This window comes from Micromonospora sp. NBC_00330, from assembly GCF_036136635.1.
GTDB lineage: Bacteria > Actinomycetota > Actinomycetes > Mycobacteriales > Micromonosporaceae > Micromonospora > Micromonospora salmantinae.
Genome location: NZ_CP108012.1, coordinates 3,506,243 through 3,528,684, shown reverse-complemented (window position 1 = coordinate 3,528,684; position 22,442 = coordinate 3,506,243). Strand labels below are relative to the sequence as shown.

Below are 22,442 nucleotides of genomic sequence, written 5' to 3'. Positions count from 1 at the left end.
CCCGGCCGACACCGGACGCCCCGTACCTGGGAAAAGTCAGCAGGACACGCCCTGCCGGAAGTTCCGCTCGACGAAGCTGGCCGGGCCGACCTGGAAGTAGCCGACCCCCGGCCGGATCGGGTGACCGGTGAACAGCTCCACCCGCGACCCCGCCCGGACCAGGTACGCCTCGGCGTCCCCCGCGTCGTTGCGGATCAGCGACCCCCGCCAGCCGTAGATCGCCTCCAGCTCGTCGAAGGACATGCCGACAGTGGCACCGGCGGGGGACCGTGGCGGCGCGGTCGCCGTACCGACCTCCACCAGTCGCCCGTCGCGGAAGGCCAGCAGGATCACGCCCGCCCAGGATCCGGTCGCGCCGGCGTGCACCACCCCGCCGCAGGTCGACACGGTCCAGTCGATGTGCCCGTTCGTGGTGAGCGACGCCAGGCTGGCGCCGATGCGGTACACGCCGACGCCACCGACGCCGAGCACCTCCGGGTGGGTGTGCCCGGCGGCGACGGCGAGCGGACCGCGGGCCGAGGTGGACGCGGCATCGCCGGCCACTGGCGCTGCCGCCGCCGGGCCGGCGACGGTCGCCGGTACGAGCGTGCCGAGCGCCAACGCGGCGGTGGTGAGGAGGATCGCTGGACGGTTCATGGTGGCTCCTTCGGTGATGGGTCTCCTGCCCTCTTAGTCACCGCGCCAGGGCCAACGGTTCGTCGGGATTCCGACCGGCCGGGTCTACTGTGCAGACAGACGCCGACCGACCGTGCAGGCCGGAGGTGAAACGGTGACGGCTCCACTGCGGATCGGGCCCTACGCCGTCGAGCGACTGCTCGGCGTCGGTTCGTTCGCGACGGTCTGGCTGGGCTACGACCGGGCGCTCGACGCGCACGTGGCGATCAAGGTGCTGGCCGAGAACTGGAGCCACGACCTACGGGTGCGGGAACGCTTCCTCGACGAGGGCCGGTTGCTGCGCCGGTTGGAGCACGAGCGGCTGATCCGGGTGCACGCCGTCGGTGAGCTGCCCGACGGCCGCCCGTACGCGGTCCTGGCCTGGGCGGACGGGGGCAGCCTGCGGGACCGGTTGGCCGCCGGCGAGATCCCCGCGCCGACGGCGTTGCGGCTGCTCGGCGAGGTCTGCGCCGGGGTAGCCGTGCTGCACCGCCACGGCGTCGTGCACCGTGATCTCACCCCGGGCAACATCCTGTTCCGCTCGGCCCGCCCCGGCGGCGCCGAGCAGGTGCTGATCGCCGACCTCGGCCTCGCCAAGGCGCTCGCCGCCGCCTCCGGGCTGACCGCCCGGGCCGGCACACCGGGCTACATGGCCCCCGAGCAGGACGATCCGGGCGCGGTGGTCGACACCCGCGCCGACGTGTACGGGCTCGGCCGGCTCGGCATCCGGCTGCTGGCCGCCGACCCGTCCAGCGCGAACCCGACCAGGCCCGATCCGCCTCGGCATCCCCCCGAGATCCGACTTCGGGACGACGTGCCTGCGGCGGTCGCCGCAGTGCTCGCCCAGGCCACCGCCCACCGCCCGGCCGACCGCTACCCCGACGCCGCGACCCTGCACGCCGCGTTGATCCGCGCGAGCGCCCCGGCGGGACTGGCTACGGCGGCCGGTCCGGTGCGGCGCCAACGTCGGCCGGGCCACCCGTACCGGTTGCGGCGGGCCGGGGCCGCAGTGGTGGCCGTCGCCGCGGTGGGTGTGGCGGGCGCCGAGTCGGGTGGTGCCGGGTCGGCGCTTCCGGTCGGCGGCACGTACACGACAGGGCCCCTGACCGTGACGTTGCCGCCCGGCTGGTCCGCCACGGGTGCCACCTGGGCCGGTCAGTACGGCGCCGACGGCGAACCCGAACCGGCGCTGGTGATGTCGCCGCAACCCCGCCGCTGGGCCGCCGACCCTCGCCTGCCCGGCGCGTTCGTGGGCCTCTCCGCCAGCACGGCGGCCCGTGCCACGCCCGCCGGGTTCCTGGCCGAGCGCACGCACGGCGACTGCACGCCCGCGCCGGCCCGCACCACCCGGCAGGCCGGCGTCGAGTGGACGGTGGTGGCGTACCGCTGCGAGCGGGACCGGCCGCAGATCGTCGAGTCGGCCGCCCTGCACCCCGGCCGCCCCGCCCTGGCGTACGTGCAGATCGCCCCGCCCGCGGACGGCGGGCCCGACTTCGTGGACACCCTGCTCGCCGGCATACGCATGCGCTAGGCGCGGCTAGCGGACCACCACGGTGATGGTGTGCTCGCGGCCGTCCTTGGGGATCGTCACGGCGACCGTGCCGGGGCGGACGAAGCGGATATCCACCACGCCCGCCTCGTAGTGCTGCGACACCAGGTCGGGGCGGTCCACTGTGACGAGCCCCGGCCCGATGCCCTGGATGCGCAGCACCGCGCCGGTGGCGAAGCAGAGCGATTTCAGCAGCTCGATCTCGGTCTCGGCGAGCGGCAGGTCGTAGCGCACCGCGCCCTGACAGGCCGGTGTGGCGTCGGTCGGCGGGGGAGTCGTTCGGGGCGTACCCCTTGTTCTGGTGGGTGCGGGCGGTGGCGCGGCCGGGCGCGCGCTGGTCGGCGGAGGTCGGGACGGCGACCCGGTGGACGCGGGAATCGCGGAGGTCGTGGAGATCGTGGAGGGTGTCGGCGTCGTACGGGTCGGGCCGGGCGCTTGGACGGGCAGGGGCGAGACGGCGTCGGCACCGCAGGCGGCGACCCCCACGGTGGCCGCGAGGACGACGACGACCCGGCGCAACGGCGCGCGGCTCATTCCGCGCCGAGCCGTTGCCGGACCTGCCGCCGGGCCAGGTGCAACCGGGACTTCACGGTGCCCAGCGGCACGTCGAGCAGGGCGGCGATCTCCGGGTAGCTCAGCCCCAGGACGTCGCGCAGGGCGACCACCTCGGCGAGGTCGGGGTGGACCGAGTCGAAGGCGTCGAGCAGGTCGAGGCGGGTGCCGGCGACCACGCTGGTCCGTCGGGGATCGGCCTGGTCGGGCAGCGGTACGCCCTCGGCCTCCAGCCGGCAGCGGCGGCGCAGCGTGCGGTACGTGGAGCGGGCCCGGTTGGCGGTCAGTCGGTGCAGCCAGGTGCGGAACGAGGAACGCCCCTCGAACCGGGTGATGCCGCCGGCCAGCGCCAGCAAGGTGTCCTGGCAGGCTTCCTCGGCGTCCTCCCGGCTGGGCAGGAATCGGGCGCACAGCCGCAGCACCTCCGGGCGCACCGCGACCAGCAGGGCGTTCAGCGCGGCCGGGTCGCCGTGCGCGGCGGACCGGGCCAGGGCGTCGATGTCGTCCGCGTCGGGCATGCCGGATGTCCAATGCTCGCCGGTGCCGATCCCTGAGCGTACGACCGGTGCGGCCCGCGTGCCCCCGTTCGGTCCGGCACCCGACCCGTTACTCGAAGCGGGAGACGTCCCCGGCACCCCGGCGCAGGATCTCCGGCTCGGGCCCGGACAGGTCGATCACTGTCGTCGGCTCCTTACCGCAGTCGCCGGCGTCGAGCACCGCGTCGAGCTGGTGGTCGAGCCGTTCCTTGATCTCCCAGCCCTGGGTCATCGGCTCCTCGTCGCCGGGCAGGACCAGCGTGCTGGACACGAGTGGCTCGGCCAACTCGGCCAGCAGCGCCTGGGTGACGGTGTGCCGGGGCACGCGCACGCCGACGGTCCGCTTCTTCGGGTGCAGCATCCGGCGGGGCACCTCCTTGGTGGCCGGCAGGATGAAGGTGTAGTTGCCCGGGGTGGACGCCTTCACCAGTCGAAAGACCGAGTTGCTGATCCGCACGAACTGGCCGAGCTGCGCGAAGTCCCGGCAGACCAGCGTGAAGTGGTGCCGGTCGTCGAGGTGGCGGATCTGGCGGATCCGGTCCAGCCCGTCCTGATTGCCCAGCTGGATGCCGAGCGCGTAGCAGGAGTCCGTCGGGTAGGCGACCAGCCCACCACTGCGGATCAGGTCGGCAACCTGGCCGATGATCCGGGGCTGTGGGTTCTCCGGGTGCACGTCGTAGTACCTCGCCATCCTCCGAGCCTAGGCGCACCCGGGGGCGATCAGGAGACGAGGGCCACGACCGTCGGCGCGGACGGTGGAGCCGCCGAGATCACCTCGGTAGGGTAGGTCCCGGTCGGCTCCGACCAACAAGATCCACACCGCCGGGGGGCGCCACGCATGGCTGATTCGTTCGCGCATCTGCACGTGCACACCGAGTACTCGATGCTCGACGGAGCGGCCCGACTGAAGGACCTGTTCGCCGAGGCCAAGCGGCTGGGCATGTCCGCTGTGGCGATCACCGACCACGGCAACATGCACGGCGCGAACGACTTCTACAACCAGGCGATGGCCGCCGGGATCACCCCGATCCTGGGCGTCGAGGCGTACGTGGCGCCGGAGTCGCGCTACCACAAGGCGCGGGTCAAGTGGGGTCGGCCGGAGCAGAAGAGCGACGACATCTCGGGTAACGGCGCGATCACCCACAAGACCATGTGGGCGAAGAACGCGCAGGGCCTGAAGAACCTCTTCACCCTCAACTCGCGCGCCTCCATGGAGGGGCACTACGTCAAGTGGCCCCGGATGGACATGGAGCTGATCGCCGAGCACGCCGAGGGGATCATGGCCACCACCGGCTGCCCGTCCGGCGCGGTGCAGACCCGGCTGCGGCTGGGTCAGTTCGACGAGGCCCTCAAGGTCGCCGCCAGCTACCAGGACATCTTCGGCAAGGACAACTACTTCCTGGAGATCATGGATCACGGCCTCTCCATCGAGAGCCGGGTCCGCGAGGGGCTCACCGAGATCGCCCGCAAGCTGGACATCCCGCCGGTGGTCACCAACGACTCCCACTACACCCACGAGGCGCAGGCCACCGCCCACGACGTGCTGCTCTGCGTGCAGACCGGCAGCAACATCGACGACCCCAACCGGTTCCGGTTCGAGGGCGGCGGCTACTTCATCAAGAGCGCCGACCAGATGCGCGCCGTGGACTCGTCCGAGCTGTGGCAGGAGGGCTGCCGCAACACCCTGCTGGTGGCCGAGAAGGTCGACCCGAAGGGCATGTTCGAGTTCCACAACCTGATGCCGCGCTTCCCGGTGCCCGAGGGGGAGACCGAGGAGTCCTGGTTCCGCAAGGAGACCTTCGCCGGCCTGGCCCGCCGCTATCCGAACGGCATCCCCGAGGGGCACGTCGTCCAGGCCGAGTACGAACTGGGCGTCATCAACCAGATGGGCTTCCCGTCCTACTTCCTCGTGGTCGCCGACTTCATCCAGTGGGCGAAGAACCAGGGCATCGCCGTGGGTCCGGGCCGTGGTTCGGCCGCCGGGTCGCTCGTCGCGTACGCGCTGGGCATCACCGACCTGGACCCGATCCAGCACGGCCTGATCTTCGAGCGGTTCCTCAACCCCGAGCGGGTCTCGATGCCGGATGTCGACATCGACTTCGACGAGCGTCGGCGCGGCGAGGTGATCAAGTACGTCACCGACAAGTGGGGCGAGGACAAGGTCGCCCAGATCGCCACCTTCGGCACGATCAAGGCGAAGGCCGCGATCAAGGACTCGGCCCGGGTCCTCGGTTTCCCCTACGCGGTCGGCGACCGGATTACCAAGGCGATGCCACCGGCGGTGATGGGCAAGGACATCCCGCTCACCGGCATCTTCGACAACAAGCACCCCCGCTACGCCGAGGCGGGCGAGATCCGCGGCCTGTACGACTCCGACCCGGACGTCCGCAAGGTGATCGACACGGCCAAGGGCATCGAGGGGCTGATCCGGCAGACCGGTGTGCACGCCGCCGGCGTCATCATGTCCGCCGAGCCGATCATCGAGCACATCCCGTTGACGCGTCGCGACGCCGACGGGGCGATCATCACGCAGTTCGACTACCCGACCTGCGAGTCGCTCGGGCTGCTGAAGATGGACTTCCTCGGCCTGCGCAACCTGACGATCATCGACGACGCGGTCAAGAACATCGAGCTGAACCACGGCCGGAAGCTCGACCTGCTGGGCCTGCCGCTGGACGACAAGGCCGCGTACGAGCTGCTGGCCCGCGGTGACACCCTGGGCGTGTTCCAGCTCGACGGCGGGCCGATGCGGTCGCTGCTGCGGTTGATGAAGCCGGACAACTTCGAGGACATCTCCGCCGTCCTGGCCCTGTACCGACCCGGCCCGATGGGCGTCGACTCGCACACCAACTACGCGCTGCGCAAGAACGGCCTCCAGGAGATCACGCCGATCCACCCGGAGCTGGAGGAGCCGCTGCGGGAGATCCTGGCGCCCACCCACGGCCTGATCGTCTACCAGGAGCAGGTGCAGCGCGCCGCGCAGATCCTCGCCGGCTACACCCTCGGTCAGGCGGACCTGCTGCGCCGGGCCATGGGTAAGAAGAAGAAGGAGATCCTCGACAAGGAGTTCATCCCGTTCCGGGACGGCTGCCGCGAGCGCGGCTACTCCGACGAGGCGATCCAGGCGGTGTGGGACGTCCTGGTGCCGTTCGCCGGGTACGCCTTCAACAAGGCGCACTCCGCCGCGTACGGCCTGGTCTCCTACTGGACCGCGTACCTGAAGGCGCACTACCCGGCCGAGTACATGGCCGGGTTGCTGACCAGCGTCGGCGACGACAAGGACAAGATGGCGCTCTATCTGGCCGAGTGTCGCCGGATGCGCATCCAGGTGCTGCCGCCGGACGTGAACACCTCGGCCGGGCCGTTCACCCCGGTCGGCAAGGACATCCGCTTCGGCCTCGCCGCCGTCCGCAACGTCGGGGCGAACGTGGTCGCCTCGATCATGCGTTGCCGGGAGGAGAAGGGCGAGTACACCGACTTCTACGACTTCCTCTCCAAGGTGGACGCGGTGGTCTGCAACAAGAAGACCATCGAATCGCTAATCAAGGCGGGGGCGTTCGACTCCCTCGACCACCCCCGCAAGGGCCTGCTCGCGGTGCACGCCGACGCCATCGACGCGTACGCCGACGTCAAGCGCAAGGAGGCCGTCGGCCAGTACGACCTGTTCGGCTCCGGCTTCGGCGACGCGGACACCGGCAGCACCACCGTGATGCCGACCATCGGCGACAGCGAGTGGGACAAGCGCGACAAGCTGGCCTTCGAGCGGGAGATGCTCGGCCTGTACGTCTCCGACCACCCGCTGTTCGGCTTGGAGCACATCCTCAACGCGGCAGCCGACACCACCATCGCCTCCCTGGCCGAGGAGGGCGGGGTGCCCGACGGGGCGGTCGTCACCCTCGCCGGCATCCTCTCCGGGGTGCAGCGCCGGGTCACCAAGCAGGGCCGGGCCTGGGCGTCGGCCACCCTGGAGGACCTGGCCGGTGGGGTGGAGACGCTGTTCTTCCCCAACACCTACGAGGTGATCGGGCAGTACATCGCCGAGGACGCCATCGTGGTGGTCAAGGGTCGGGTGGACCGCCGCGACGACACCCCGCGGATCATGGCGATGGACATGTCCATGCCGGACGTCAGCACCAGCGCCACCAACAAGCCGGTCACCCTCACCATCCCGGTGCACCGCTGCACACCACCGCTGGTGGAGAAACTCAAGGAAACCCTTGTGCTGCACCCCGGCGACACCGAGGTGCACGTCAAACTCCAGAACGGCGGGCGCACCACCACCCTGCGGCTGGGCCCGTTCCGGGTGGCGGCGACGACCGCGCTGATGGGTGACCTGAAGAGCGTCCTCGGCCCGGCCAACGTGAGCTGAGCCGGCATCGGTCCGGCCGGCCTGCGGCCGGCCGGACCGCCGGGCTCAGACCCGCTCGGGGCCGCTGATCTCCCGCAACTGGCCGTCGGCCAGCCGCAACCACCGCTGCACGCCGATCTCGTCGAGGAACCGTTCGTCGTGGCTGACCACCACGAACGCCCCCTGGTACGCCGACAGCGCGCTCTCCAACTGACCCACGCTGACCAGGTCCAGGTTGTTCGTCGGCTCGTCGAGCAGCAGCAGTTGCGGCGCCGGCTCGGCGCAGAGCACACAGGCGAGGGTGGCGCGCAGGCGCTCACCGCCGGAGAGCACCCCGACCGGCAGGTTCACCCGGGCGCCCCGGAACAGGAACCGGGCGAGCAGGTTCATCCGCTTGGCGTCCGGCAGGCTCGGCGCGTACGCGGCGAAGTTCTCCGCCACAGTGCGGTCGAGGTCCAGCAGGTCCAGCCGCTGCGACAGGTACGCGATCCGCCCCTCGCCGCGCTTCAGCTCACCGCCGGACGGTTGCAGGTCACCGTTGACAAGGCGCAGCAGGGTCGACTTGCCGACGCCGTTCGCCCCGGTCAGGGCGATCCGTTCCGGCCCCCGGATCACCAGGTCGGCGCCGTCGCCGCCGAACAGCTCCCGGTCGTCGAAGTGGGCCCGCATCCCGTGGCCGGAGAAGACCGTGCGCCCGCCCGGGACTGTGGTGTCGGGCAGGTCCACGACGATCCGGTCCTCGTCGCGTACCGCCCGGCCGGCCTCGTCGAGTCGGGCCTTGGCCTGACCGAGCCGGGACGAGTGCGTCTCCTGCGCCTTGCCGGCCGACTCCTGCGCGCTGCGCTTGAGCCCACCGGCGACGATCCGGGCCAGGCCGGCGTTCTTCAGGTTCTTGGAGGCGTTGCTGGCCCGCCGGTCGGCGCGCTCCCGGGCCTGCTGCATCTCCCGTTTCTCCCGCTTGACCTCCTGCTCGGCGTTGCGCAGGTTGCTCTCGGCCACCTCCCGCGCCGCCTGCACGGCCTCGGTGTACGCGGTGAAGTTGCCTCCGTACCAGCGGATCTCGCCCTGGTCCAGCTCGGCGATGCGGTCCATCCGGTCGAGCAGTTCCCGGTCGTGGCTGACCAGCAGCAGGCACCCGGACCACTCGGTGAGGACGTCGTAGAGCTTGTGCCGGGCCTCCAGGTCCAGGTTGTTCGTCGGCTCGTCGAGCAGCAGCACGTCGGGGCGGCGCAGCAGTTGCGCCGCCAGGCCGAGGGAGACCACCTGGCCGCCGCTGAGGGTGTGCAGCCGGCGGTCGAGCGACAGCTCACCCAGGCCGAGCCGGTCCAACTCCGAGCGGGTGCGCTCCTCGATGTCCCAGTCGTCGCCGATGGTGGCGAAGTGCTCCTCGCTGGCGTCGCCGGCCTCGATGGCGTGCAGCGCCGCGATCCGCTCGGCCACGCCCAGCACCTGCGCCACGCTGAGGTCGCCGACCAGCGGCAGCGTCTGCGGGAGGTAGCCGAGCACACCGTCGACGGTGACGCTGCCGCCGCTGGGCCTCAGCTCCCCGGCGATCAGCCGCAGCAGGGTGCTCTTGCCGGCGCCGTTGGGCGCTACCAGGCCGGTACGACCGCCGGGAACGGTGAAGGACAGCTCGGAGAAGACCGGGGTGTCGTCCGGCCAGGAGAAGGACAGGTTCGAGCAGACGATGAACGCATCAGACATGCGAGTGACCTCAAAGGGTGGGGTGGGCGCGCCTCAGCCGCCCGACGACAACGGGAACCGGTGCAACGACAAATGGCCACGGCGGCTGCGCATAAGGCGCGCCGAACCAATGGCCGAACACGTCCGGTCTCACCCGGAGATGTCGTCGTCACCCGCCATGTCTGGTCTCCCTGGTCGTACCGCTAACCCAACCCGATGAGTCTAACAACGGATCTCCGCCCCGCCACCGCGTTCCCGGGCGGCCACCGTTTCGCAGTATCGGACAGTCACATTCGGAGCTGCCAGGCTAGGAGACGTCGACGAGACGTAGCCCGTCGTACTCGGCGAAGTCGGCGAAATCTTTGCCGTTGAAGGTCGCCAGCGGCAGCCGGTCAACCAGACAGCAAGCCGCGATCCAGGAGTCGTTGGTCGGTCGGGGACGTCCCCGGTGCTGAGCCCGCGCCTGGAGGTGCCCCCAGGTCACCGCCACCGCCTCGTCGAAGGGAAGCAGCACGATCCCCGAGCGCCACTGCGCGAGGTCGGCCAGCTTGCGCGGACCCCAGCTTCGGAGCGCTGTCCACTTGGTCAGCTCTCCGAGCGTCACGAAGGTGACGCAAAGGGTCTCACCGGCCAGGCGGGCACGGAGTCGTTCAGGTAGCCGCCCCCGGAGGATTGCTGACGCGACGTCGGTGTCCAGAACGACAAGGCTCATGCGGCGCCGGCCCGCCGAGAGGTGTACAGGTCAGCGAGGAACTCGTCCAGTTCCTCGTCCGACTCGAACAGGTCTGGACGCGCAAGGTCGTCCACGGAGGCGATGGGTCGGATGCCCTGACGGCGGGCCTGCTCCTCGGCCGGCACATGCTCGGCCGTCGGCCACTCGGGCATCTGTTCGGCATTGCTCGACGTCACGACTCACCTCCTGCGTATCGGGTCGCCCTCGATTCTCCCACTTCCCGCATCCATGGGCGGCACCTCGCGGCCGGTGTCGGGGCGGAGTTACGCGCCGCTCAGCGGGGGCGGTACTCGACCTCGGGGCGGCCGGGGGTGCCGTAGCGGGGGGTGCGGGCGGCCCGGTCGACGGTGACCAGATACTCCAGGTAGCGGCGGGCGGTCACCCGGGAGATGCCGGTCAGCGCGCTCACCTCGGTCGCGGACAGCCCGACCTCCGCGCGGGTGCCGTCGGCGAGCGCGGCGCGTACCCGATCGAGGGTCTGCGCGTCGAGCCCCTTGGGCAGGCTGTGCCCGGCGGTGCCGCGCAGAGTGGCGAACATCTGGTCCACCTCGTGCTGGGCGGCGACCTCGCCGTCGGCGAGCGCCTGGGCGCGGTAGTCGGCGTACCGCTCCAGCTTGTCGCGGAACGCGGCGAACGTGAACGGCTTGAGCAGGTAGTGGGTCACCCCGAGGGACACCGCGGTGCGCACCACCGTCAGGTCCCGCGCTGACGTCACCGCGAGCACGTCGACGCTGCTGCCGGCCGCGCGCAGCGCCCGGCAGACATCCAGGCCGTGCAGGTCGGGCAGCCGAAAATCAAGGAGTACGAGGTCCACGTCGCCGCCGTCGTTGGCGCGTAGGGCCGCCATCGCCGCCCGCGCGGTGTGCGCCACACCGACCACCACGAAACCGGGAACCCGTTCGGTGTACGCGCTGTGCGCCTCGGCCAGCAGCGGCTCGTCCTCGACGACCAACACCCGGATGGCGGTCATGACCGCTCGATCCTGCCCGGCAGCCGGACGGTGAACAGGCTGCCGCCGTCGTCCGACCGGGCCACCTCGGCGCTGCCGCCGTGCCGGCGCACCACCTGCCCGACCAGCGCCAGGCCGAGGCCGCGGCCGGTGCTCTTTGTGGACCAGCCGCGCCGGAAGGCGTCGGCGACCCGCTCCGGGGCCAGCCCGGGGCCGCTGTCGGCTACCCGGAGCACCAACTCGTCGTCGGTAGCGCCGACGAAGACCCGCACCCGGCGGGGCGGCGGCGTACCGGCTACCGCCTCCAGGGCGTTGTCGACCAGGTTGCCGACCACTGTGAGCAGGTCACCGGTCGGCAGCGGACTGTCGTCGAGGCGGCAGTCCGGCTCGATGACCAGATCCACCCCGCGCTCGCCGGCCCGTGCGGACTTGCCGAGCAGCAGGGCGGCCAACGCAGGCTCGGTCACCGCGCCGACCACCCGGTCGGTCAGCTGTTGGGCGAGGGCCAGGTCCCGGGTGCCGAGCCGGACCGCCTCGTCGGCGCGGCCCAGCTCCACCAGGGTCAGCACCGTGTGCAGCCGATTGGCCGACTCGTGGGTCTGCGCCTGCAACGCCTCGGTCAACGCGCGCACCGAATCCAACTCGCTGGCCAGGGTGCGCAGCTCGGTCTGGTCGCGCAGGGTCAGCACGGTCCCGAGCACCGCGCCCTCGAAGCGGGTGGTCCGCTGGTTGGCGACGAGCACCCGGTCACCGGCGACGATCGGCTCGTCGCGGGCGTCGCGCCCGGAGTCGAGCAGCTCGGCCGCCGCGGGCGGCAGGTCGATCCCGGCCACCGGCTGGTCGATCACCGGCGCGTCCACGTCGAGCCCCAACAGCCGGCGGCCCTCGTCGTTCACCAGCGCCACCCGACGATCGGTGGTCAACACGACGAGACCTTCGCGCACCGAGTGCAGAACGGCGTCGTAGTACTCGTACATCCGGGTCATCTGGGCCGGCCCCAGACCGTGCGTCTGGCGACGGAGCCGGCGGCTGAGCAGCCAGGAGCCCGTCGCGGCGAGCGCCAGAGCCGGCGCGACCACACCGAACAGCACCGGCAACTGGCCGAGCAGCTTCTTGTCGATCTCGCGGGTGGTGATGCCCACCGAGACCAGACCGACGAGGCGTCGCTGCTCGTCGTACACCGGAACGACAGCACGCACCGACTCGCCGAGCGTCCCGACGTTTGTGGTGGTGAACGCGCGGCCCGCCAGGGCAGGCCCGATCTCGCCGACGAACGGCTCGCCGATCCGGTCCTGGGTCGGGTGCGAGAAACGGGTGCGGTCGGGGGCCATCACCACCACGAAGTCGGTGCCCGTGGCCTTGCGGGTCGACTCGGCGTACGGCTGGAGGACCCTCGCGGGGTCGGCGGTCGCGAGGGCCGCGCGGACGTCGGGGGAGCCGGCCACGGTCTGCGCCACCGCGAGCACCTCCTCCTGCGCGGCCTGGCGGGAGTCGCTGCGGGCCAGCCAGACGGCGCCTGCCGCGCCGGCCAGCACGAGCAGCGTCACGACCATCGCCTGGAGGGCGAAGAGTTGTCCCGCGATGCTCCACTGGCGTCGGGCCACCTCCACCACCTCCCTCGTCGCGCCGCCGTTTCGGCCAGCGCGGTGAACAGAATGACCGCAAGGCTGTCAACGGGTGAGACGCGCTTCACATTGTCGACATGGACACCACCGCATCCGCCACCACCCCGGCACCGGCGGTCCGCCGGGACCGTACCCGTTACCTGTATCTGGCCGTCATCGTGGCCGTGGTCGCCGGCATCGTGGTCGGCCTGGTCGCCCCCGATTTCGGCAAGGAACTCAAGCCGATCGGCACCGGCTTCGTCAACCTGATCAAGATGATGATCAGCCCGGTCATCTTCTGCACCATCGTGCTCGGTGTCGGCTCCGTCCGGCAGGCCGCGAAGGTCGGCAAGGTCGGCGGCCTGGCCCTCGGCTACTTCCTGACCATGTCGACGGTCGCGCTCGCCATCGGCCTGGTCGTCGGCAACCTCATCCACCCCGGCTCGGGCCTGAACCTCGGCCCGGACCTCGTCGGCTCCGGCAAGGCCGCCGCCGGTGACGAGGCCGCCGGTACTGCCGACTTCCTGCTCGGGATCATCCCGACGACGTTGCTCTCCTCGCTCACCGAGGGCAAGGTGCTCCAGACGCTGTTGGTCGCACTGCTGGTCGGCTTCGCCGTCCAGGCCATGGGTCGGCGGGGTGAGCCGGTGCTCAGCGCCATCACCGTCATCCAGCGGGTCGTCTTCAAGGTCCTCGCCATGATCATGTGGCTGGCGCCGATCGGCGCGTTCGGCGCGATGGCCGCCGTGGTCGGCGCGACCGGCGTGGACGCCCTCAAGAGCCTCGCCCAGATCATGGTCGGCTTCTACGCCACCTGCCTGATCTTCGTGCTGGTCTTCCTGGGCGCGCTGCTGTGGTTCGTGGCCCGGATCTCGATCTTCTCGCTGCTGCGTTACCTGGGCCGGGAGTTCCTGCTGATCCTGTCGACCTCGTCGTCGGAGTCGGCGCTGCCGCGGCTGATCGCCAAGATGGAGCACTTCGGTGTGAGCAAGCCGGTCGTCGGCATCACGGTGCCGACCGGCTACTCGTTCAACCTGGACGGTACGGCGATCTACCTGACCATGGCGTCGCTGTTCATCGCCGACGCGCTGGGCAAGCCGCTGGCCATCGGCGAGCAGATCTCGCTGCTGCTGTTCATGATCATTGCGTCGAAGGGTGCCGCCGGAGTCACGGGCGCCGGGCTGGCCACGCTGGCCGGCGGCCTCCAGTCACACCGGCCGGACCTCGTCGACGGGGTCGGCCTGATCGTCGGCATCGACAGGTTCATGTCGGAGGCTCGGGCGCTGACCAACTTCGCCGGCAACGCGGTGGCGACCGTACTGGTGGGGACCTGGACCGGCGAGTTCGACCGGGAACGGGCGGCCGAAGTGCTGAGCGGCAACGACCCGTTCGACGAGGCCACGATGGTCGACGAGCACGACGACGACGAGGCGGCGTCCCGCCCCGACGAGAAGGAGGCCGCGCCGGCCGGAGCCCCGGCCTGAGTCACGGCGTGCACCGGGTCGCGGCGGCCGAGTGCCGCCGCGACCCCGGTCCGGCAGCGCAGCGCCGCCGCGACCCCTCCGGCCGTGATCCACTCGGCTTCCTGAAAATCGGGGCATCCGAGCCGCCATAACACCGCGACTTCCTGAAAATCGAGGTGATCAATGGGCCGGGAGAGGGCTACGGCGTGGTGGTCTTGTCGCAGGGGACGCCGATGCCGAGGTTGACGCTGTCGTTCTGGCCGTTCGACGTCACGACGAGCGGTACGCAGGCGGCCTGCGCGACCCAGGTGCCGCCGACGAAGGCCATCCACTGAGCCTGCCCACTCTCCGGCGCGCAGGCGTGCACAGTGACGGTCGCCGCGGGCGTGCCGGTGCCGCCCCAGCCGAGCCGGGCCTTGTCCTGCCAGCCCGGTGCCACCCGCAGGTCGACGACCGTGCCGGCGCGGACGACGAGCCCCCATTTGGCGAACAGCCGTGCCGCCGGGTCGGCCTCCCCGGAATCTTCCGCCGACATCACGCGGGCATCGGGCACCGCGACGTCTTCGCCCACCAATCGGTATCCGGCCGGCGGTGCCGGCAGCGTGTCAACCGATGGCGTGCACGGCGGCCCACCGACGCTGGCGCCCGTCGACGGCGTCGCGTGGTTGACCGGCGGTGTGGTGTGCTGGCGCGAGTCACCCGCCGGCGTGCAGGCGGACAGGACCACCACCAGGCTCAGCAGGCCCCACCAGGCGATCGGCAGGGTCCGGCTGCCCACCCCGGGCTCCGGAAGGCCCGGGGCACCTGGGGTCCGGGTCGCACCGGCATGGGCACTCATCCGATATTCATAGCTGGTGGCCGGATCCGGCGCGACCCTGGACAGCGGACCCCGCCGCGGACCTGGCCACCGCAGCCGGGGCGCCAACTCGACATGGCGGGCCAACTCAGCGCTGACGGCGGGCACCGCGATGGTTACGGTCGTGGATGTCGAGGTTCCCCGACCGTTCGAGGAGTGATCGCATGCCCCCCTCTCCGTCCCGGCTCTTCGCCGAGATAGCGACGGCCGAACCACCCGCCGAGACCAGAGTGATCATGCGACGGGCGGTGGTGCTCGGTGGCAGCATGGCCGGGTTGCTGGCGGCCCGGGTGTTGAGCGACCACGCCGAGGAAGTGCTGATCGTCGAACGGGATCCGTCCGATGTCGACGCCGGTCCACGGCCGGGTGTGCCCCAGGGCAGTCAGGTGCACGCGCTGCTACCCGCCGGTCAGGTCCAGTTGGAGCGCTGGTTTCCCGGTATCGCCGACGAGGCGCTCGCGCTCGGCGCCCCGCCGCCGCCGCGCGACCCGGGCACGGCGAAGGTCTTCGTGAACGGCATGTTGGGTCTGCCGCCTGCGGCGACCGGCACCGGGCCGGCGCTGATCACCACGCGTCCGTTCCTGGAGGCGCTGGTCCGCCGACGCACCCTCGCCGTCGACAACATCCGTATGGTGTACGGCCGGGCGGAGGGTCTGCTCTTCGACGAGCGGCGGGTCAACGGCGCCCGGTACGTGCCCGAGGGTGGCGCCGAGCCCGTCGTCGAAGCGGCGGACCTGGTGGTCGACGCGATGGGGCGGTCCAGCCGGTTGAGCGACTGGCTGGCCGAACACGGGTGGCCGCGCCCGCCGCTGCACCGCATGCCGATCAAGCTGAACTACGCCACGGCGCTCTTCAAGCGCGACGAGTTGGTCAGCGACGCCTGGGTGGCGGTCTTCCACACCATGGCGGGCAAGGGGCGTACCGCCCGGATCGGTGGGATCAACTCGGTCGAGGGGGACCGCTGGATCATGTTGGTGGCCGGCTACGACGGGGACCGGCCCAGCCGCGACGTCGCCGACTTCACCGCCCGTTGCCGGGAGCACTACCCGCAGATGTTCGGTGACATCGCCGAACACGGGGAGATGCTCGGCGGGGTGGTCACGTACCACCAGGCGGACAGCCGACGCCGCGACTTCCACAAGCTCGACCGCCTGCCCGCCGGGTTGGTCGCCGCCGGCGACGCGGTCGCCTCCTTCAACCCGGTGTACGGCCAGGGCATGACCTCCGCGACACTGCACGCCTCCTGCCTGTCGAGGTACCTGCGCTCCGGTCCGAAGCCGCACGACGAGCCCGCGCACGCGTACTTCGACCAGGTCCGTGTGGTGGTCGACGCCGCCTGGCAGATATCCACCACCGCCGACATCGAGCTGCCGCACGTCGACGGGCCCTACCCACCCGGCTACAAGGTCACCAAGTGGTTCGGGGACCTGCTCTTCCGGGCGTCGCTGACCGACCCGGTGCTCAACGCCCGGCTGGGTCGGGTCACCACCATGCTCGACCACCCGGCCGCCCTGAGCCGCCCCGGCACCCTGTTCCGGGCCCTTCGGCTCGGCCTGCTCGGCGGCTCCCGGCGGTGATTCGTCCCCAAACCCCGCCGGCCACCGCGGGGCGCGGTGGAGAATGGTGGGCCGGGGAGGGGTGCTGCGACGAACCGGGGGAGCGGTCGTGCTCGGAACCAGCCTCCTTGGCCGGCTTCGCCGCCGTGACCCGGGTGACGCCATCCTGCGACGCGCGGCCCGGCTGACGCTCGTCGCGTCCGTGGTCTTCTACGGCTGCCGGTACGGCGCGGGCAGCTCCACGCTCGCCACGTACGGGCTGTTCGGCACGATCGCCGCCGGCTCGTTCGCGCAGCTACCTGGTCCGGCGCCGCAACGGGCGCGGATCCTCGTGCTGTCGCTGCCGGTGGTGTGGGCGCTGATCGCGGCGGGCTCGGTGTTGGCGTGGAGCACCTGGGCGGCCGCCGCTGGCATGCTGGTCGTCGGGTTCGTGGTGGCGTTCGCGGGGGTCGGCAACCCGCGCCTGGTGGGGTTGGCCAGCGCGTTCCAGCTCTTCTACATCCTGGCGTCGTTCCCGCCGTACCAGCCGGGCACCCTGCCGGAGCGACTCGGTGGGGTGACCCTCGCCGTCGTGCTGCTCGCCGCGGCCGAGGTGTTTCTCTGGCCCGACCCGGTGCCGGTCTCCTACCGGCAGCGCCTGGCCGAGGCGGCGGACGGCGTCGCCGCCTTCCTCGACGCCACCGCCGACGCCCTGACCGACCCGCACGCCGCTGCGGGTGATCGGGACGCACGGCGCGAGCGGGCGTACGACGTGGCGGCGGCGATCGAGCTGAACCGCAGCCCACCGGCGTGGGCGCCCACCGCGGCGGGCGCTCAGGATCGGGCGCTGCGGATCTGCGCGGCCGCGCTACGGGAGGTACTCACCGAGGCGGACCGGTTGGCGGCGGACGCCCCGCCGCAGCCGATCCCGGACCTTGCGGCGGCGCGTCTGCTGCGCTCGTGCGCGGACACCACCCGCGCGGCCGGCCGGAGTCTGTCACCGGGTGCCCCGGCGGTGACCCCGGCCGACCTGGACGTGGCGGTCGGACGAGCCGAGGCGGCGTACCCGGTGGGAGACGGCCAGGTCCGCGACGCGCCGGACGTACCCCGGTTGTGCCGGGACGCGACAGCTGTGGCCCTCGCGGACCAGGTGCGGGTCTTCGTCGTCGGTTCCCGGGTGGCCACCGGGGCGCGGCTCGGCGGCGACGACGCCTCCTCGGCGCTGTTCGAGTACGCCCGGCGCAGCCCGTGGACGCTGTACTGGTGGCAGTTCCGCTCCCACCTGGCGCCGCGCTCGGCCCACCTGCACAGCTCACTGCGGCTGGCAGTGGCGCTCGCCATCGCCCGGGTGGCCGCCGGGGTGTTGCAGCTGACCCACGGCTTCTGGGTGCTGCTGGCCACCCTCACGGTCCTGCGCACGTCGGCCGCCGACACCCGCACGGCGCTGCGGCCGGCCGTGCTGGGCACGATCATCGGTGCGGTCGTCAGCGGCGGGGTGATGCTCGTCGTCGACGAGCCGGTCGTGTACGCCATCGTCCTGCCGGTCACCCTGCTGCTGGCCTTCGGCGTCGGCCGCCTGCTCGGTCCGGTGTGGCAGCAGGCGCTGTTCACACTGCTGCTGACCGTCGTCTTCGCCCAACTCAGCCCGGAAGGGTGGCGGCTCGCCGAGGCCCGCCTCGTCGACGTGCTGCTCGGCGCGGTGATCGGCGTGCTCGCCGGGGTGGCGATCTGGCCGCGCGGCGCGGGCCACGACCTGCGGCGCAACGCCACCCGCTACCTGGCGGCCAGCGCGGACGCTGTCGAGCAGACGGTCCAGTCGATGCTCGGCGATGCTCCGCCACCCGCGCGTGCCCTCGCCCGGGTCCGTCGCCGGATGATCCTCATCGACTCGTCGTACTGCCAGTACCACTCCGAGCGGCACGATCCGCACCGTCAACAGGTGAACTGGGACGCCGTGCTGAGCGCCGGGCACCACGTGGTGCCCGGCGCGGAGTCGCTGCTGCGCCGCAACCCGCCCGGCTGCCTCGCCGGTTGGCCCGGCGCCGCGGCGCTGCTGCGGGACTCTGCCGGGCGCCTGCGATCGGCGTACGACGCCCTCGCCGACGAGGTCGCCCACGGCCGGACATCGCCCCGGACGCCGGTCTCGAGCACCTGCGTCGACCAACTGGACCGGATCCGCCCGCTCCTCGGCGAGGCCGACCATCAGTCGGTCCGGCACCTGGTGGAGGTCGACCGGTGGCTCGCCGGCCTCGCGGACAGCCTCGCCCGGATCCCCCTGCCCGCTGCCGAGGAGTCGCTCGGGCGTCGCCGGCAGCCGTGACCCCGGTGTTGCCGGCGTCGATGTGACCGATCCGGTGCCCCAACCAGTCAACACCTGTGGAGGCCCACCGGGGTCACGGGAGGAACCATGGATCAGAACCTGCGGGTGCTCTTCGATCGCGCTGTCGCCGACGAGCCGGAACTACCCCTGGTCGACCTTGTCGGTGACGCGGTGGTCGCCGGCACCGGCCTGCGTCGACGCCGACAACGGCTGGTGGCGACAGGTGTCGCCGCCGTGATCGCCGTCGCGACGGTGGGGGCGGTGAACGTGGCGACACCGTCGCAACCATCGGCGTCGCCACCGACGCCGGTGCCGGCAGCGTTCGGCATGCTCGTGAACAAGGAATGCGGGGCTCCCGCCGGAGAGACCGCGACCGACGCTGCGGTCTTCCTTGCCCTGGAGATCACCGACCAGCAGCGCAGCGCGGTCAACCGCGCGCTGGACGCGGACCCGGCGGTCGGGACAGTGGCGTATGAGAGTCGCGAAGTGGCGCTGAGGAAGTTCAAGAAGGTGTACGCGGACGCACCCGAACTCGTCGACCACATCGTGCCCAGCCAACTGCCGGAGTCGTTCCGGATCACGCTTGTCGCGCGGTCCCGGTACGCGGAACTGGCCGCGCGGGTCGAACGTCTGGCCGGGGTCGACGCGATCATCGGCATCGACTGTCCGGCCGGCACGAGCGCGTCGGCGGTCGACTGATGGCGGCTGCCCGCTGGGGCGCGGCTCGACGACGCGAGCAGACCGCCCAGCAGGCGGAGTTCACCGCCTTCGTCGAGACCACCGCACCGAGGCTGCGGCGTACCGCCTACCTGATGTGTCGCGACTGGCACCTCGCCCAGGACCTGACCCAGACGACCTTCGCGAAGATGTACGCGAACTGGGGCCGGATCCGGCACACCGCGAACCTCGAGGCGTACAGCCGTCGGGTCCTCATGAACGCCGTCTTCGACCAGTACAAGCGGCGCAGCGCCGCCGAGGTCGTGCTCGCCGAGCTGCCGGAGGGGTCGCCGCAACGGCCCGACGACACCATGGAGTTGCACGTCGCCCTGCTCCAGGCGTTGGCTTCCCTGCCGATCCGCGACCAGGCCATCGTGGTGCTGCGGCACTGGGAGGACCAGAGCGTCGAGGCGGTGGCCAGCACCCTCGACGTCTCCGTGTCGGTGGTCAAGATGCAGAACGCCCGCGCGTTGGCCAAGCTGCGGGCGTTGCTCGGTCAGGACTTCGTCCGCATCTGACAGGGCCGCCGATCGCCGATTGGCCGTGCCCGTCGCGCGTCGTTCGGCCTAGCGTCGACGGCATGGAGATCGAGCAGGCGCAGAAGCTGTGGCAGCCGGAGCCTGGCTGGTTGAACACCGCCAGCTACGGGTTGCCGCCGGAGCCGGCGTGGGCGGCGTTGCAGGAGGCTCTCGCGGTCTGGCGGGTTGGTCGTATGTCGTGGGAGGGCTGGGGCGAGTCGACGCACCGGGCTCGTGTCACCTTCGCCGACCTCATCGGGGTGCCGGTCGGTGACGTGGCGGTCGGCGCGGCGGTGTCGCAGCTCCTCGCGCCGGTCGCGGCGGCGCTGCCGGCCGGCGCCACTGTGGTGGTTCCCGAGGTCGAGTTCACCTCGAACCTTTTCCCCTGGCTGGTTCAGGAGGAGCGTGGCGTCACGGTCCGCACGGTGCCGCTGGAGTCTCTGGTCGACGCCATCGACGCCGATACCGACCTGGTGGCGTTCAGCCTGGTGCAGTCGGCCGACGGGGCGATCGCGGCGTACGACGAGATCGTGGCAGCGGCCCGTGCCCACGACGCGCTGGTGGTGGTGGACGCTACCCAGGCGTGCGGCTGGCTGCCGTTCGACGGCAGTCGGGCCGACGCGGTGGCGGTGGGCGGCTACAAGTGGCTGATGAATCCGCGCGGGACCGCGTACGCCTATCTGGCTCCCGGGTTGCGTGAGCGGCTGCGCCCGGACGCGGCCGGCTGGTACGCGGGCCGCGACCCGCACGCCTCCTACTACGGCCCGCCGTTGCGGCTGGCCGACGACGCCCGCCGGTTCGACATCTCACCGGCCTGGTTCAGCTGGGTCGGTGCGGCGCCCGCCCTGGACGTGGTCGCGGAGATCGGCGTGTCGGCGATCGGGGCGCACAACGTGACGCTGGCCAACCGGTTCCTGACCGGGCTGGGCCGGGCGCCGGGGGAGAGCGCCATCGTCAGCGTGGACGTGCCGGACGCGGAGCAGCGCCTCGCGGCGGCCGGCATCCGGGCGGCGGTGCGCGCCGGACGGGTCCGGGCCTCGTTCCACATCTACTCCACCGAGGCCGACGTGGACGCGGCGCTCACGGCGTTGACCGGCTGAACCTGGCGCCGAGGACGGCCGGGCGTGCAGCCGGCCGTCCTCGGCGGCATCAGACGTCCGGCTCAGGCCAGGTGGCCACCGATCTTTGTGTAGCCGCGTAGCAGGTCCCGCGAGATGATCAGCCGCTGCATCTCGTCGGTGCCCTCGAAGATCCGGTAGAGCCGGACCTGCCGGTACCAGCGTTCGATCGGCAGCTCTCGGGTGTAGCCCATGCCGCCGTGGATCTGGAGCACCCGGTCGACCACCCGGTTGACCATGCCGGCGCCGTAGAGCTTGCCCATCGACGAGGCGTGCCGGGGGTCCAGGCCCGCGTCGACCGTCCACGCCGAGCGCAGCACCAACCAGCGGGCCGCCTCCAGTTCCGTCTCGGAGTCGGCGATCATCCACTGGATGGCCTGGTTGGCGCCGATCTTCGTGCCGAAGGTTTCCCGGGTGTTGGCGTACTCGATGGCCATCTGCAACACCCGCTCGGCGATGCCGATGGCGTGCGACGGGATGGTGTAGCGCCCCTTGCCGATCCACTCCATGCCGAGCGTGAAGCCCTGCCCGATCTCACCGAGGATGTTGCGGTGCGGCACGCGTACGTCGTCGAAGATGAGTGACGCGGGCCCGCCCTCGCCCATCGTCTGGATGAACTCCGAGCGCCAACCCATCGACCGGTCCACCAGGAACGCTGTGGCGCCGCCCTTGCGGGCGCCCTTCTCCCGGTCGGTCACGGCGACCACGATGGCGAAGTCGGCGTCGTGGCCGCCGGTGATGAAGGTCTTCTCGCCGTCGAGGATCCAGTCGTCGCCGTCGCGGCGGGCGGACAGCCGGATGTTCGCCGCGTCGGATCCGGCGCCCGGCTCGGTGATCGCGAAGCAGGAGCGTCGCTCGCCCTCGATGGTCGGGATGAGGAACTCCCGCTTCTGCTCCTCGGTGGCGTGGAACAGGATGTTGTCCGCCTCGCCGCCGAAGCGGAAAGGCACGAACGTGCGGCCCAGTTCGGTCCAGATCAACGACTGGAGTACGGCTGGCAGGTTCATTCCGCCGTACTCCTCCGGGGTGGCCAGGCCCCAGAAGCCGAACTTGCGCGCCTTGAGTTGCAGTTCGCGCACCTCGGAGTGGTCGAGGCCCGGCTGGTGCGCCCGTTCCCGGCGGAGCACCTCCGCTTCCAGGGGCATCACCTCGCGGGTGATGAACGCGCGCACCGTGTCTCGGACGGCGCGTTCCTCGTCGGACAGTGCGAAGTCCACGGTTCCCCCTCGGTCGGCGTGGTGGTGCGCCGCCACGGACCGTGGCGGTCCCTCATAAACTAGCGGTGTAAGTTTTCATTCGTCCAGACC

19 protein-coding genes are annotated in these 22,442 nt (G+C 71.4%); 8 read left to right on the top strand and 11 right to left on the bottom strand.

What is annotated here, in order from left to right:
• Positions 1-36 precede the first annotated feature (36 nt).
• Positions 37-636 carry a hypothetical protein gene (locus tag OG598_RS15785; RefSeq protein WP_328655131.1) on the bottom strand — a complete coding sequence of 200 codons (600 nt, stop codon included), beginning with the start codon at positions 634-636 and terminating at the stop codon, positions 37-39.
• 133 nt (positions 637-769) lie between these two features.
• Between OG598_RS15785 and OG598_RS15780 the strand changes: the two genes are divergently transcribed.
• On the top strand, positions 770-2,185 hold the full coding sequence (locus tag OG598_RS15780) for a serine/threonine-protein kinase (protein WP_328655130.1): 1,416 nt from the start codon (positions 770-772) through the stop codon (positions 2,183-2,185).
• 6 nt (positions 2,186-2,191) lie between these two features.
• Here OG598_RS15780 and OG598_RS15775 read toward each other — a convergent pair whose 3' ends face one another.
• The 3 genes from OG598_RS15775 to OG598_RS15765 form a co-directional block, all read right to left on the bottom strand.
• Complete coding sequence (locus tag OG598_RS15775; RefSeq protein ID WP_328655129.1) at positions 2,192-2,737, bottom strand: hypothetical protein; 546 nt, start codon at positions 2,735-2,737, stop codon at positions 2,192-2,194.
• Positions 2,734-3,273, bottom strand: coding sequence for an RNA polymerase sigma factor (locus OG598_RS15770; protein ID WP_328655128.1), 540 nt, complete (start codon positions 3,271-3,273; stop codon positions 2,734-2,736). The genes OG598_RS15775 and OG598_RS15770 overlap by 4 nt, the downstream gene beginning before the upstream one ends.
• A gap of 88 nt (positions 3,274-3,361) precedes the next feature.
• Entirely contained in the window at positions 3,362-3,982 is a 621-nt protein-coding gene (locus OG598_RS15765; RefSeq protein WP_328655127.1) for an L-threonylcarbamoyladenylate synthase, read from the bottom strand.
• A gap of 147 nt (positions 3,983-4,129) precedes the next feature.
• Between OG598_RS15765 and dnaE the strand changes: the two genes are divergently transcribed.
• Positions 4,130-7,660 carry a DNA polymerase III subunit alpha gene (gene dnaE / locus OG598_RS15760; RefSeq protein WP_328655126.1) on the top strand — a complete coding sequence of 1,177 codons (3,531 nt, stop codon included), beginning with the start codon at positions 4,130-4,132 and terminating at the stop codon, positions 7,658-7,660.
• A 45-nt stretch (positions 7,661-7,705) separates the two neighbouring features.
• Here the strand turns inward: dnaE and abc-f are convergent, their stop codons facing one another.
• From abc-f to OG598_RS15735, 5 genes are all read right to left on the bottom strand, one after another.
• Positions 7,706-9,343 (bottom strand): ribosomal protection-like ABC-F family protein, encoded by a 1,638-nt coding sequence (abc-f, locus tag OG598_RS15755; protein WP_328655125.1) that lies wholly within the window; start codon positions 9,341-9,343, stop codon positions 7,706-7,708.
• 286 nt (positions 9,344-9,629) lie between these two features.
• On the bottom strand, positions 9,630-10,034 hold the full coding sequence (locus OG598_RS15750) for a type II toxin-antitoxin system VapC family toxin (protein WP_328655124.1): 405 nt from the start codon (positions 10,032-10,034) through the stop codon (positions 9,630-9,632).
• Positions 10,031-10,231 (bottom strand): hypothetical protein, encoded by a 201-nt coding sequence (locus OG598_RS15745; RefSeq protein WP_328655123.1) that lies wholly within the window; start codon positions 10,229-10,231, stop codon positions 10,031-10,033. Before OG598_RS15745 ends, OG598_RS15750 begins: the two co-directional genes overlap by 4 nt.
• Before the next feature lie 98 nt (positions 10,232-10,329).
• Positions 10,330-11,025 (bottom strand): response regulator, encoded by a 696-nt coding sequence (locus tag OG598_RS15740; RefSeq protein ID WP_328655122.1) that lies wholly within the window; start codon positions 11,023-11,025, stop codon positions 10,330-10,332.
• On the bottom strand, positions 11,022-12,608 hold the full coding sequence (locus tag OG598_RS15735; RefSeq protein ID WP_328655121.1) for a sensor histidine kinase: 1,587 nt from the start codon (positions 12,606-12,608) through the stop codon (positions 11,022-11,024). The genes OG598_RS15740 and OG598_RS15735 overlap by 4 nt, the downstream gene beginning before the upstream one ends.
• Before the next feature lie 98 nt (positions 12,609-12,706).
• Between OG598_RS15735 and OG598_RS15730 the strand changes: the two genes are divergently transcribed.
• Positions 12,707-14,092, top strand: a complete 1,386-nt coding sequence (locus OG598_RS15730) for a cation:dicarboxylate symporter family transporter (RefSeq protein WP_328655120.1) — start codon at positions 12,707-12,709, stop codon at positions 14,090-14,092.
• 178 nt (positions 14,093-14,270) lie between these two features.
• On the opposite strand, the gene OG598_RS15725 is transcribed toward OG598_RS15730, so the two are convergent.
• Positions 14,271-14,849, bottom strand: a complete 579-nt coding sequence (locus tag OG598_RS15725; RefSeq protein ID WP_328655119.1) for a hypothetical protein — start codon at positions 14,847-14,849, stop codon at positions 14,271-14,273.
• A 242-nt stretch (positions 14,850-15,091) separates the two neighbouring features.
• On the opposite strand from OG598_RS15725, the gene OG598_RS15720 reads away from it, so the two are divergent.
• From OG598_RS15720 to OG598_RS15700, 5 genes are all read left to right on the top strand, one after another.
• On the top strand, positions 15,092-16,504 hold the full coding sequence (locus OG598_RS15720; protein WP_328655118.1) for an FAD-dependent oxidoreductase: 1,413 nt from the start codon (positions 15,092-15,094) through the stop codon (positions 16,502-16,504).
• Between the two features lie 88 nt (positions 16,505-16,592).
• Entirely contained in the window at positions 16,593-18,782 is a 2,190-nt protein-coding gene (locus OG598_RS15715) for an FUSC family protein (RefSeq protein WP_328655117.1), read from the top strand.
• Positions 18,783-18,869: 87 nt separating this feature from the next.
• Positions 18,870-19,481 (top strand): permease-like cell division protein FtsX, encoded by a 612-nt coding sequence (locus tag OG598_RS15710; protein ID WP_328655116.1) that lies wholly within the window; start codon positions 18,870-18,872, stop codon positions 19,479-19,481.
• Positions 19,481-20,017, top strand: a complete 537-nt coding sequence (locus OG598_RS15705) for a SigE family RNA polymerase sigma factor (protein ID WP_328655115.1) — start codon at positions 19,481-19,483, stop codon at positions 20,015-20,017. Before OG598_RS15710 ends, OG598_RS15705 begins: the two co-directional genes overlap by 1 nt.
• A 62-nt stretch (positions 20,018-20,079) precedes the next feature.
• Positions 20,080-21,117, top strand: a complete 1,038-nt coding sequence (locus OG598_RS15700; protein ID WP_328655114.1) for an aminotransferase class V-fold PLP-dependent enzyme — start codon at positions 20,080-20,082, stop codon at positions 21,115-21,117.
• 62 nt (positions 21,118-21,179) lie between these two features.
• On the opposite strand, the gene OG598_RS15695 is transcribed toward OG598_RS15700, so the two are convergent.
• A complete protein-coding gene (locus OG598_RS15695; protein ID WP_328655113.1) occupies positions 21,180-22,352 on the bottom strand; it encodes an acyl-CoA dehydrogenase family protein in 1,173 nt (390 codons plus the stop codon).
• Positions 22,353-22,442: the final 90 nt, after the last annotated feature.